7 protein-coding genes are annotated in these 13,591 nt (G+C 46.8%); 6 read left to right on the top strand and 1 reads right to left on the bottom strand.

Annotation, left to right across the window (positions count from 1 at the left end; all coding sequences use genetic code 11):
* The first annotated feature begins 7 nt into the window (after positions 1–7).
* The 6 genes from gltD (at position 8) to NST15_RS09445 (ending at position 7,116) form a co-directional block, all read left to right on the top strand.
* Complete coding sequence (gene gltD / locus NST15_RS09470) at positions 8–1,492, top strand: glutamate synthase small subunit (RefSeq protein ID WP_008346585.1); 1,485 nt, start codon at positions 8–10, stop codon at positions 1,490–1,492.
* 223 nt (positions 1,493–1,715) lie between these two features.
* Positions 1,716–2,408, top strand: a complete 693-nt coding sequence (locus NST15_RS09465; RefSeq protein WP_035391798.1) for a DUF421 domain-containing protein — start codon at positions 1,716–1,718, stop codon at positions 2,406–2,408.
* Positions 2,409–2,507: 99 nt separating this feature from the next.
* On the top strand, positions 2,508–3,488 hold the full coding sequence (locus NST15_RS09460; RefSeq protein ID WP_342498499.1) for a pectinesterase family protein: 981 nt from the start codon (positions 2,508–2,510) through the stop codon (positions 3,486–3,488).
* 131 nt (positions 3,489–3,619) lie between these two features.
* Entirely contained in the window at positions 3,620–5,104 is a 1,485-nt protein-coding gene (gene dacB / locus NST15_RS09455) for a D-alanyl-D-alanine carboxypeptidase/D-alanyl-D-alanine-endopeptidase (protein WP_342498498.1), read from the top strand.
* A gap of 19 nt (positions 5,105–5,123) precedes the next feature.
* Complete coding sequence (locus NST15_RS09450; RefSeq protein ID WP_342498497.1) at positions 5,124–6,491, top strand: MATE family efflux transporter; 1,368 nt, start codon at positions 5,124–5,126, stop codon at positions 6,489–6,491.
* A gap of 64 nt (positions 6,492–6,555) precedes the next feature.
* On the top strand, positions 6,556–7,116 hold the full coding sequence (locus NST15_RS09445; RefSeq protein WP_017358859.1) for a CatB-related O-acetyltransferase: 561 nt from the start codon (positions 6,556–6,558) through the stop codon (positions 7,114–7,116).
* 31 nt (positions 7,117–7,147) lie between these two features.
* On the opposite strand, the gene NST15_RS09440 is transcribed toward NST15_RS09445, so the two are convergent.
* Positions 7,148–13,468: a hypothetical protein gene (locus NST15_RS09440; RefSeq protein WP_342498496.1), complete on the bottom strand. Its 6,321-nt coding sequence runs from the start codon at positions 13,466–13,468 to the stop codon at positions 7,148–7,150.
* Between the last annotated feature and the right edge of the window lie 123 nt (positions 13,469–13,591).

Raw genomic sequence — 13,591 nt, 5'->3', positions numbered from 1 at the left:
GAGGACAATGGGCAAAGCAACAGGTTTTATGGATTATAAAAGAGAAAAGCCAAATGAACGTGACCCTCTCACTCGTCAAAATGACTGGAAAGAATATTCAGCTCCTTATACAGATGAGGTATTGAAACAGCAGGGTGCTAGATGTATGGATTGCGGAACACCGTTTTGTCAAATTGGGATGGAGATCAGGGGCGGCGTTTCTGGCTGCCCGATCTACAATTTAATTCCAGAATGGAACGACCTTGTCTACCGGGGCAGATGGAAAGAAGCGCTTGAAAGACTACAAAAAACGAACAATTTCCCTGAATTTACTGGAAGAGTATGTCCAGCACCTTGTGAAGGCTCATGTACCGTCGCGATCAATGATCCAGCAGTATCGATTAAAAATATCGAACGGACGATCATTGATAAAGGCTTTGAAAATGGCTGGATTACACCAAGAATTCCTTCAAGTCGTACAGGGAAAAAGGTTGCCATTGTTGGATCAGGACCAGCAGGACTGGCAAGTGCAGACCAACTAAACCAAGCAGGCCATGCTGTAACCGTGTTTGAACGATCTGATCGTCTTGGCGGATTGCTCACTTATGGTATTCCGAATATGAAGCTCGACAAAGAAGTCGTTGAGCGCAGAGTCAAACTTTTAAGACAAGAAGGCATTGACTTTGTGACCAATACAGAAATTGGTGTGGATATCACGGCTGATGAACTGAAAGAGCAATTTGATGCGGTCATCCTTTGTACAGGAGCACAAAAGCAGCGTGACCTGTTAATTGAAGGTAGGGAAGCAAAAGGGATTCACCTGGCAATGGATTATTTAACACTCGCAACAAAAAGCATGCTTGATTCAGGATTCAAAGATAAAAACTTTATTGACGCAAAAGGGAAAGACGTCATTGTGATTGGCGGAGGAGATACAGGCGCTGACTGCGTCGCAACTGCACTTCGCCAAAAAGCAAAAAGTGTTGTTCAATTCGGAAAGCATCCAAAGCTTCCAGATACACGTGTAGGGGATAACATGTGGCCAGAACAGCCTTATGTCTTCTCTCTAGATTATGCTTACGAAGAAGCACAAGCAAAATTTGGAGAAGACCCGCGCCAATATTCGATTCAAACCACAAAGATTGTGGCTGATAAAAATGGGAAGTTAAAAGAGCTTCATACCATTCAAATGGAAAAGGTGAAAAACGAGCAAGGGAAGTTTGAATTTCATGAGATTCCAGGAACAGAGAAGGTATGGCCAGCTCAGCTAGTCTTTATTGCGATTGGTTTTGAGGGAACTGAACAGCCGCTAGTGAAACACTTTGGCGTGGACAGCAAAAACAATCGGATTGACGCAAAATATGGGGAATATACAACGAATGTAGAAGGCGTATTTGCAGCGGGAGATGCAAGACGCGGTCAAAGCTTGATTGTCTGGGCAATTAACGAAGGCAGACAAGTGGCGCATGAGGTAGACCGTTATTTAATGGGGAGTTCGGTTCTGCCAAAATAGGTCAAACAAAGGGTGTTTACCATATATAGAGAAAAGCCATGACCAAAGAGTGGTCATGGCTTTTTATGATTCAGACATGATGGGATTTGAAATTCTAGATAATGGATCTAACAAAACGCTTGAGGAAGACGACGTCTTTATTTTACTGCCTTCATAAATGGTTTAGAACCTTCCTTTCCTGTACATGCTGTAAGTACATGCAGTGAGAAAGGAAGGTATATGTGTGCCATTTTTTAATATTTTGATTGAACTCTTTATCGGATTTTTTGCTTTATTTTCCATTACAAAGCTATTAGGGAAAACACAATTTGCACAAATCACGCCGTTTGATTTTATTTCTGCACTGATTTTAGGGGAGATGGTCGGTAACGCCATTTTTGATCCAGAAGTCAGCGTGCTACATATCCTTTTTGCAGTTGCAGTCTGGGGCGTTTTAATCTACACAGTTGAATGGCTTTCACAAAAATTCAAATCCATTCGCGCCTTTTTAGAAGGAAGACCGACTCTTGTGATTGATAAAGGAAAGATTCACTACAATCGATTAAAGAAAAATATGCTCGATTTAAATCAGCTGCAGACACTGATTCGGGCGAAAGGGCATTTTGCTCTTAATGAAATTGAATATGCCATTTTGGAAACGGATGGGTCTGTGAGTGTGCTTCCGAAAATGAAGTATGCACCAGCTACAGCCGAAGATGTGAACGTGAAAGGAAAAGAAGTCACATTGCCTAGAACGTTTATTATCGACGGAGAGATTTTAAGAAAAGATTTAAAGGAAGCTGGATTTGATGAAGCCTGGCTGAGAGAGCAATTGAAAAAGCAGCACATATCCTCCTATAAAGACGTCCTATTTTGTGAATGGATTGAAAATGAAGGAATTTATGCGATGAAATATGAAAAAACATCCACAACCTAACACAGTGGATGTTTTTTTGTGTTTTTTTGTTTTATCACTGAATAGGATCAAAAAGAATACGTCAATGAAAACGTTCACAATATAAGGGGGAGATGTGTGATGAAGTATGGAAAACGACTGCTGATGATGGTATTGGCCTTACTGCTTTTTGACTCAGCTTATGCGCAAGCAGCTGGCCACAACCATCAAACAAACCGCGTGCTTATTGTCGATCAAAAAGGAAATGGGACATTTCGAACGGTTCAATCTGCCATTGATGCGATACCAGTGAACAATCAACAGCAAACGACGATATATATTAAAAATGGTGTGTATAAAGAAAAGATTCTCCTTCCGCAAAATAAGCCGTATGTGTCCTTTATTGGAGAAAATCAGTATCAGACGATTCTGACGTATGATGATACAAATGCAAGCAGCGGGAGCACAACCAATAGCTCTAGTACAATGATTCGGGCAAATCATTTTTACGCAGAAAATATCACGTTTCAAAATACAGCTGGCCGAAACGCAGGGCAGGCGGTTGCCCTTTATGTATCCGGGGACCGGGCTGTGTTTAAACACGTACGTGTTCTCGGTTATCAAGATACACTATATGCCACAGGCACAGGAAGACAGTATTATGAAGATTGCTATATCGAGGGCACGGTTGACTTCATATTTGGTTCAGCAACGGCTGTATTTAAAAGAGCTGAAATAAAAAGTCTTGGAAATGGGTATATTACAGCGGCATCCACAACAGAAGCGCAAAAGTATGGCTACGTTTTTATTGATTCCACATTAAATAAAGGAACGGCCGCGTCTCAATCTGTGTACTTAGGCCGTCCGTGGAGACCTCATTCGGCTGTCACGTTCCTCCAAACAAAAATGGATGAACATATTAAAGCTGAGGGATGGCATAACTGGGATAACAAAGACAACGAAAAAACGGCTAGATATAAAGAATATGGATCAACGGGCGCAGGGAGTCATGTGGCAAACCGGGTGAAGTGGTCAACGATATTAACAAAAAACGAAGCAAGTCAAATCACCGTTCAAGCCGTGCTTAGCGGAAGCGATGGCTGGAATCCTGAAAAAAGGTAAAAGAGGCCTGTCAGTTTTCGTCAAAGAAAGCTGACTTTTCTGTTTAAAAAACCTTTGAGAACAAACGTTCTTTTGTGTATAATGAACATAATCTGCTAAATTTGGCTGCTTTTCTAAAAAGGAGGGATTGCGTGAAACGTTTCTCACAGGTCATGTTTTTACAACTATGTATTTTGTCGATGTTATTTCTCCCTTTTTCAGTGAAAGATGAACAACTAACAGCTCATGATGATCAATCAAAATGGATCACTTCCTTAGACGAATTCATTCGAACAGCACCTGATCTAGAGGGCGCGATTGCTGGCATCAGCGTACGCGATACTTCTGACACTTCCCTTCTTTATGAACATCAAGCGGACATCCGTCTGACTCCTGCTTCTAATATGAAACTACTCACATCTGCTATCGCACTCGATCTACTGGGTAAAACACACACTTTTCCAACAGACGTTTGGATGGATGGTTCAATCCAAAAGAAAACATTGCACGGCAATCTTTATCTCCGAGGCACTGGAGACCCGACATTGTTAGAAAGCGATTTTGCCGCATTAGCCAAACAAGTCAAAAAGGCCGGAATACATACGATTCGTGGACAGCTTGCGGCTGATGATACTTGGTTTGATGACACAAGGTATTCCATCGATCTGCCGTGGAGTGATGAAGATCAATATTACGGCGCTCAAATATCTGCTCTTACTGCTTCACCGAATGAGGATTATGATGCAGGAACGATCATTCTCGAAGTTAAGCCGGGAAAGAAAGCAGGGCAGAAGGCCAGCTATGAGATGATCCCGAAGACTGACGTCGCTCAAGTTATCAATCAAGTGAAAACTGTGCCAGAAGGCGGAAAGAAGAAAATATCTTTTAAACGCTCTCACGGTACAAACAAAATTACACTGACTGGGACGATTCCGCTAAAAGCATCCTCGTCTAAACAATGGGTCGCATTATGGGAACCGACAACGTATGCTTTAGACTTAATGAAACGAGCATTAAAGGCTGAGGGGATTGAGCTGAAAGGATCACTCAAAACAAAACAAGTTCCTAAAAAATCGAAAAAAATCGCTTCCCATTCATCAATGCCTTTATCCGATCTTCTTGTTCCGATGATGAAATTAAGCAACAATACACATGCAGAAATTCTGTTAAAAGAACTTGGGAAGCGGGTAAAGAACAAAGGAAGTTTTGACAAAGGGCTTGACGTGCTGAATGAACGTCTTCCTGCCTATGGCATCGATGCATCTATGACTGTGTTGAGAGACGGATCAGGCATATCACCCATTAACTTTGTTTCTGCAAACCAATTCACTTTATTTTTGACAAACATTCAAAAGGAAAAATGGTTTAACACCTATGTCCATGCACTTCCGTTAGCTGGGGCAAGTGAGCGTATGGTGGGAGGTACATTAAGAAACAGATTGAAAGAACCAGCTACACTAAAAAAAGTGCGTGCAAAAACAGGTACGCTATCAACGGTCAGCACACTATCTGGATACATTGAAACGCAGAGTGGAAAAACGCTTGCTTTTTCCATCTTATTGAATCATCTCGTTGATGACGAAAAAGGAAAAGAGATAGAAGACCGCATTGTCAGCATATTAGCTGAGGATCTTTAGACAGAGAAGGAGAACCATCATGACGTTAGATAATAATCAATCTTTAGTAAAGACCATGTCGATCTTTCTAATTCCACTTTTATTAAGCAATATTTTGCAATCAATTGGACAGCTTGTTTCCATTGTGCTTGTCGGTAGATGGATTGGAGAGGATGCAGTAGCTGCGATTTCTGCATTCTTTCCACTTTTCTTTTTACTTGTTTCTTTTTCCATTGGGATTGGATCAGGAAGCTCGATCCTGATTGGACAAGCATACGGAGCAAAAAATGAGCAGAGGTTAAAGGAAATTATCGGTACAACGCTTTCGTTCACCTTTTTAATCGGACTTTCTTTAGCTGTCATTGGAGGTTTTTTTGCCACAGATATTTTACATTTGATGGGGACACCTGCAAATATTGTGGAGGAAAGTGCGGCATATGCCAGAATCCTATTCATCTCCATGCCCATCTTATTTCTTTATTTTGTCTATACAACTTTTTTACGAGGAACAGGAGATTCGAAAACTCCATTTTATTTCTTAATGATTAGTACAGGAACAAATATTTTACTGCTACCGATCTTATTATTCGGCTGGCTTGGATTACCGGCATTTGGTTTATATGGTGCTGCGTATTCTTCTGTGATTTCTACAATCGTTACGTTTATCATTCTTCATATCTATCTTTATAAAACAAAGCACCCGCTTCGCATTGATGCGTCGGTTAGAAAGCATTTATTGATGAAAGGGGATTTATTAAAAACGCTATTAAAGTTAAGTATCCCTTCTAGTATTAATATGATTCTCATTTCTTTATCAGAAATTGCTGTCATTTCTTTTGTCAACGATTATGGATCACAGGCAACAGCAGCCTATGGCGTTGTCAATCAAGTCGTAAGTTATGTACAGATGCCTGCAGTGAGCCTTGGTATTGCAGTATCTATTTTCGCCGCACAATTCATTGGCGCAGGAAACATGAATCGTTTGAAAGATGTCATTAAAATTGGGCTGGGGCTAAACTTTGCGATAGGCGGATTGATTATTATTTTCGTCTATATTTTCGCACCACAAATTTTAACTATCTTTTTAACAGATCCTGCAACGATTGACATTGCATATAGTTTGGTCGTGATTACCCTATGGAGCTATCTCATTTTCGGAACGGCGCAAATCGTTGCAGCCACAATGAGAGCAAGTGGAACAGTGCTATGGCCGACCATCTTTAGTATTTGTTCCATTTGGCTTGTTGAAGTACCAGTGGCTTATGTGCTATCACACCATACATCGCTTGGAATCAAAGGAATCTGGATAGGCTATCCTGCAGCCTTTTTTGTAAACTTATTGCTCCAATATGGCTATTATCGACTAGTATGGAAGAAAAAGCAGATCGTTGCACTTGTCCAATCATAATGTGAGCCTATCATCTGGCATATACATACGAAGATCGATTACTTTGTAGGGGGTCTGATCTTCTATGTTTTTAAATCAAAGAAGTGAGCTCAGTTCGTATGATATCGGTGACTTCACTTATGCCGGACCAGATTTTCAAGTCTTGACGTGGGGAGAAGGAACAACGCTGAATGTAGGGAAGTTTTGTTCCATCGCAAACGAAGTAAAAGTTTTTCTTGGTGGTGAACACCGAACAGATTGGGTCACCACATATCCCTTCAATCAAATTTTCACAGATGCTGCCCATATTGAAGGACATCCACGATCAAAAGGGGATGTGTGTATAGGGCACGATGTTTGGATTGGATATGGAGCAACAATCATGTCAGGAGTACAGATAGGAAACGGGGCAGTCATTGGAGCAAATAGTCTGATTACAAAAGATGTGCCTCCATATGCGATTGTCGCAGGGAACCCGCAGCGGCTCATGAAATATCGGTTTTCTTCTGATATCATTGAAAAACTTCAGTTATTAGAATGGTGGAATTTAGAGTTTTCTTTCATACAGTCTATTTTTCACCTCTTGCAATCTCCTGATATTGACCGTTGTATAAGCGTAATTGAAGATAGAAAAAAGAAAGGCTGACAGAGCCTTTCTTTTTTTATCTTCGTTTCACTTAGCTGAGTCTGATGATGGTAAGTGATGCACCGGTTGCACCACCACCTATTAGAATGGCTGTTACAACCGCTCCGAAAAATTGTAATGAAATTGTATTTCCTGCTGTTAAATTGACAATAACTGTATTGCTCATAAAAGTTGTGGATACGGCAGAGGACTGAATTGAACCTGGAATAGCAGTTGATCCATTCAACCATAGCCTTGTGCTCACTAAAAGTGCAGTAGTGGTATTTACTTGATATGTGATATAGTATTTACCTGTTTGCTGGACTGTGAATGTATCATTTGAACCATTCGGCGTAAATCCATTAATATTTTGATTACTTGGTAAAGCAATGTTCGTACCACCAGCAATAGTAATGATTGTAGGACCTGTTGTATTTCCAGCATAAAGTGCCGTATCAGTTGGACCGCTAGCTCCAGTGGCACCAGTGATTCCAGTAGCTCCAGTTGGACCGCTAGCTCCAGTGGCACCAGTGATTCCAGTAGCTCCAGTTGGACCGGTGCCTCCAGTGGCACCAGTGATTCCAGTAGCTCCAGTTGGACCGGTGCCTCCAGTAGCTCCAGTTGGACCGGTGCCTCCAGTGGCACCAGTGATTCCAGTAGCTCCAGTTGGACCGGTACCTCCAGTGGCACCAGTGATTCCAGTAGCTCCAGTTGGACCGGTGTCTCCAGTGGCACCAGTGATTCCAGTAGCTCCAGTTGGACCGGTGTCTCCAGTGGCACCAGTGATTCCAGTTAGTCCTGCTGCAGCTAGTAATGTGTAGTCTGAGGAAGTATCTGGTGTACCTGTCGGTGGTGCAGTGTTTACTACATACGTACTACCATTAAAGGTCACTACTTGCCCTACTTGGTAAGTAGGGCTGACTACCGGATCAGCGGCTACAATTCCTGTTAATCCTGCACCAGTGGCACCTGTTGGACCAGTAGGCCCGGTAGGACCCGTATCACCAGTTACACCAGTCGCACCGGTAGGTCCGGTATCACCAGTTACACCAGTCGCACCAGTAGGACCAGTATCTCCAGTTACACCAGTGGCACCAGTAGGACCGGTATCTCCAGTAGCTCCAGTAACTCCGGTGGCACCAGTAGGTCCGGTATTACCAGTGGCACCAGTATCACCGGTTGGACCAGTAGATCCGGTATCACCAGTTACACCAGTGGCTCCAGTAGTTCCAGTATCACCAGTTACACCAGTGGCTCCGGTAGGTCCGGTAGTACCAGTGGCACCAGTATCACCGGTTGGACCAGTATCTCCAGTTACACCAGTGGCACCGGTAGGTCCAGTATCTCCAGTTACACCAGTAGCACCAGTAGGCCCGGTATCACCAGTTACACCAGTCGCACCGGTTGGACCAGTATCTCCAGTTACACCAGTGGCACCGGTAGGTCCAGTATCTCCAGTTACACCAGTAGCACCAGTAGGCCCGGTATCTCCAGTTACACCAGTCGCACCGGTAGGTCCGGTATCACCAGTTACACCAGTCGCACCGGTAGGCCCGGTATCTCCAGTTGCACCAGTGGCTCCGGTAGGCCCAGTATCTCCAGTTACACCAGTGGCTCCCGTAGGGCCAGTATCTCCAGTTACACCAGTAGCACCGGTAGGCCCAGTATCACCAGTTACACCAGTAGCACCGGTAGGCCCAGTATCTCCAGTTACACCAGTGGCACCAGTAGGACCGGTATCTCCAGTAGCTCCAGTAACTCCGGTGGCACCGGTAGGCCCAGTCGCACCAGTTACTCCAGTAGCACCAGTAGGTCCGGTATTACCAGGTGCACCCGTATCACCGGTTGGACCAGTCGCACCAGTTACTCCAGTAGCACCAGTAGGCCCGGTATCACCAGTTACACCAGTCGCACCGGTAGGTCCGGTATCACCAGTTACACCAGTCGCACCGGTAGGCCCGGTATCTCCAGTTGCACCAGTGGCTCCGGTAGGCCCAGTATCACCAGTTACACCAGTGGCTCCGGTAGGTCCAGTATCACCAGTTACACCAGTGGCACCAGTAGGCCCGGTATTACCAGTTGCACCAGTATCACCGGTTGGACCAGTAGGTCCGGTATCTCCAGTTGCACCAGTGGCTCCGGTAGGCCCGGTATCACCAGTTACACCAGTCGCACCGGTAGGCCCAGTATCACCAGTTACACCAGTCGCACCGGTAGGCCCAGTATCTCCAGTATCTCCAGTTGATCCTGCTGCAGCCAGTAATGTGTAGTCTGGGGAAGTATCTGGTGTACCTGTCGGTGGTGCAGTATTTACTACATACGTACTGCCATTAAAGGTCACTACTTGCCCTACCGGGTAAGTAGGACTTACTACCGGATCAAACGCTTCAATTCCTGTTAATCCTACACCGGTAGGCCCAGTATCACCAGTTACACCAGTCGCACCAGTAGGCCCGGTATTACCAGTTGCACCAGTCGCACCGGTAGGTCCGGTATTACCAGTTGCACCAGTTACACCAGTGGCACCAGTAGGCCCGGTATCTCCAGTAGCACCAGTAACTCCGGTGGCACCGGTAGGCCCAGTATCTCCAGTTACACCAGTCGCACCAGTAGGTCCGGTATCACCAGTTACACCAGTGGCACCAGTAGGCCCGGTATCTCCAGTTACACCAGTGGCACCAGTTGCACCCGTATCACCGGTAGGCCCGGTATCACCAGTTACACCAGTATCACCGGTTGGTCCGGTATCACCAGTTACACCAGTGGCACCAGTAGGACCAGTAGGACCAGTATCTCCAGTTACACCAGTTGCTCCGGTAGGCCCAGTATCTCCAGTTACACCAGTTGCTCCGGTAGGTCCAGTATCTCCAGTTACACCAGTCGCACCGGTAGGTCCGGTATCACCAGTTGCACCAGTAGGCCCAGTATCACCAGTTACACCAGTGGCTCCCGTAGGGCCAGTATCTCCAGTTACACCAGTATCACCGGTAGGCCCGGTATTACCAGTTGCACCAGTAACTCCGGTGGCACCGGTAGGCCCAGTATCTCCAGTATCTCCAGTTGATCCTGCTGCAGCCAGTAATGTGTAGTCTGGGGAAGTATCTGGTGTACCTGTCGGTGGTGCAGTATTTACTACATACGTACTGCCATTAAAGGTCACTACTTGCCCTACCGGGTAAGTAGGACTTACTACCGGATCAAACGCTTCAATTCCTGTTAATCCTACACCGGTAGGCCCAGTATCACCAGTTACACCAGTCGCACCAGTAGGCCCGGTATCTCCAGTAGCACCAGTAACTCCGGTGGCACCGGTAGGCCCGGTATCTCCAGTTACACCAGTTGCTCCGGTAGGCCCAGTATCACCAGTTACACCAGTTGCTCCGGTAGGTCCAGTATCTCCAGTTACACCAGTCGCACCGGTAGGTCCGGTATCACCAGTTACACCAGTTACACCAGTTGCACCAGTAGGCCCAGTATCACCAGTTACACCAGTGGCTCCCGTAGGGCCAGTATCTCCAGTTGCACCAGTATCACCGGTTGGACCAGTATCTCCAGTTACACCAGTGGCACCAGTAGGCCCGGTATTACCAGTTGCACCGGTTGGACCAGTAGGTCCGGTATCTCCAGTTGCACCAGTGGCTCCGGTAGGCCCGGTATCACCAGTTACACCAGTCGCACCGGTAGGTCCAGTATCACCAGTTACACCAGTAGCACCGGTAGGCCCAGTATCTCCAGTTGCACCAGTGGCTCCGGTAGGCCCGGTATCACCAGTTACACCAGTCGCACCGGTAGGTCCGGTATCACCAGTTACACCAGTTACACCAGTGGCACCAGTAGGCCCAGTATCTCCAGTTACACCAGTGGCTCCCGTAGGGCCAGTATCTCCAGTTACACCAGTAGCACCGGTAGGCCCAGTATCACCAGTTACACCAGTCGCACCGGTAGGCCCAGTATCTCCAGTTACACCAGTGGCACCAGTAGGACCGGTATCTCCAGTAGCTCCAGTAACTCCAGTAACTCCGGTGGCACCGGTAGGCCCAGTCGCACCAGTTACTCCAGTAGCACCAGTAGGTCCGGTATTACCAGGTGCACCCGTATCACCGGTTGGCCCAGTCGCACCAGTTACTCCAGTAGCACCAGTAGGCCCGGTATCACCAGTTACACCAGTCGCACCGGTAGGCCCGGTATCTCCAGTTGCACCAGTGGCTCCGGTAGGCCCAGTATCTCCAGTTACACCAGTGGCTCCGGTAGGTCCAGTATCACCAGTTACACCAGTGGCACCAGTAGGCCCGGTATCTCCAGTTACACCAGTGGCACCAGTAGGCCCGGTATTACCAGTTGCACCAGTATCACCGGTTGGACCAGTAGGTCCGGTATCTCCAGTTGCACCAGTGGCTCCGGTAGGCCCGGTATCACCAGTTACACCAGTCGCACCGGTAGGCCCAGTATCTCCAGTATCTCCAGTTGATCCTGCTGCAGCCAGTAATGTGTAGTCTGGGGAAGTATCTGGTGTACCTGTCGGTGGTGCAGTATTTACTACATACGTACTGCCATTAAAGGTCACTACTTGCCCTACCGGGTAAGTAGGACTTACTACCGGATCAAACGCTTCAATTCCTGTTAATCCTACACCGGTAGGCCCAGTATCACCAGTTACACCAGTGGCACCAGTAGGACCGGTATTACCAGTTGCACCAGTCGCACCGGTAGGTCCGGTATTACCAGTATCACCAGTTACACCAGTGGCACCAGTAGGACCAGTATCTCCAGTTACACCAGTTGCTCCGGTAGGCCCAGTATCACCAGTTACACCAGTTGCTCCGGTAGGTCCAGTATCTCCAGTTACACCAGTCGCACCGGTAGGTCCGGTATCACCAGTTACACCAGTTGCACCAGTAGGCCCAGTATCACCAGTTACACCAGTGGCTCCCGTAGGGCCAGTATCTCCAGTTACACCAGTATCACCGGTAGGCCCGGTATTACCAGTTGCACCAGTATCACCGGTTGGACCAGTATCTCCAGTTACACCAGTTGCACCAGTAGGCCCGGTATTACCAGTTGCACCGGTTGGACCAGTAGGTCCGGTATCTCCAGTTGCACCAGTGGCTCCGGTAGGCCCGGTATCACCAGTTACACCAGTCGCACCGGTAGGCCCAGTATCACCAGTTACACCAGTAGCACCGGTAGGCCCAGTATCTCCAGTTGCACCAGTGGCTCCGGTAGGCCCGGTATCACCAGTTACACCAGTCGCACCGGTAGGTCCGGTATCACCAGTTACACCAGTTACACCAGTTGCACCAGTAGGCCCAGTATCACCAGTTACACCAGTGGCTCCCGTAGGGCCAGTATCTCCAGTTACACCAGTTGCTCCGGTAGGTCCAGTATCTCCAGTTACACCAGTCGCACCGGTAGGTCCGGTATCACCAGTTACACCAGTTGCACCAGTAGGCCCAGTATCACCAGTTACACCAGTGGCTCCCGTAGGGCCAGTATCTCCAGTTACACCAGTTGCTCCGGTAGGTCCAGTATCTCCAGTTACACCAGTCGCACCGGTAGGTCCGGTATCACCAGTTACACCAGTTGCACCAGTAGGCCCAGTATCACCAGTTACACCAGTGGCTCCCGTAGGGCCAGTATCTCCAGTTACACCAGTATCACCGGTAGGCCCGGTATTACCAGTTGCACCAGTATCACCGGTTGGACCAGTATCTCCAGTTACACCAGTGGCACCAGTAGGCCCGGTATTACCAGTTGCACCAGTATCACCGGTTGGACCAGTAGGTCCGGTATCTCCAGTTGCACCAGTGGCTCCGGTAGGCCCGGTATCACCAGTTACACCAGTCGCACCGGTAGGCCCAGTATCACCAGTTACACCAGTATCACCGGTTGGACCAGTATCTCCAGTTGCACCAGTGGCTCCGGTAGGCCCGGTATCACCAGTTACACCAGTCGCACCGGTAGGTCCGGTATCACCAGTGGCACCGGTAGGCCCAGTATCACCAGTTACACCAGTGGCACCAGTAGGCCCGGTATCTCCAGTTACACCAGTATCACCGGTAGGTCCGGTATTTCCAGTGGATCCAGTAACCCCGGTGGCACCGGTAGGACCAGTAGCTCCAGTAACTCCGGTAGGCCCAGTAACACCAGTAGAACCTCTTTTTACAATCTTATTATTTGCTTTTTTTCGTCCTTTTGCTTTAGCACAAGTGCTGTGATGTTTAACAACTTTTTTCTTTTTACATTCTCGTTTAAGAAGAGGGCAATCATCAAATGTAAGTCTATCGTGACGAGATTTTCTGTAATGAGGTTGCCAATCATGATTTTTTCCGCAAAAGGGACATTTGTTATCGTACTGGTTATACAAATTCCCCATCTCCTAAAAGTTAATATTTTATTCTATGTGGAAATTTAAAAAGCGGAATTGAGCTTAATGATATTTTTTAGTTCGAAGTTCATCGAATCAAATCATTTAAAAGTTAAATCGTTTTATGTTATG

This window comes from Bacillus sp. FSL R5-0820 (assembly GCF_038593385.1).
Taxonomy (GTDB): Bacteria; Bacillota; Bacilli; order Bacillales; family Bacillaceae; genus Bacillus; species Bacillus altitudinis.
The sequence above is the reverse complement of the archived record's forward strand: the minus strand, read 5'-3'. Positions and strand labels throughout refer to the sequence as shown.

What these genes read in the sequence shown, in the direction of transcription:
- gltD (WP_008346585.1), top strand. Translation starts at nt 8, where the DNA reads ATGGGCAAAGCAACAGGTTTTATGGATTATAAAAGAGAAAAGCCAAAT.
- NST15_RS09460 (WP_342498499.1), top strand. Translation starts at nt 2,508, where the DNA reads ATGAAGTATGGAAAACGACTGCTGATGATGGTATTGGCCTTACTGCTT.
- NST15_RS09450 (WP_342498497.1), top strand. Translation starts at nt 5,124, where the DNA reads ATGACGTTAGATAATAATCAATCTTTAGTAAAGACCATGTCGATCTTT.
- NST15_RS09445 (WP_017358859.1), top strand. Translation starts at nt 6,556, where the DNA reads ATGTTTTTAAATCAAAGAAGTGAGCTCAGTTCGTATGATATCGGTGAC.
- NST15_RS09440 (WP_342498496.1), bottom strand. Translation starts at nt 13,468, where the DNA reads ATGGGGAATTTGTATAACCAGTACGATAACAAATGTCCCTTTTGCGGA.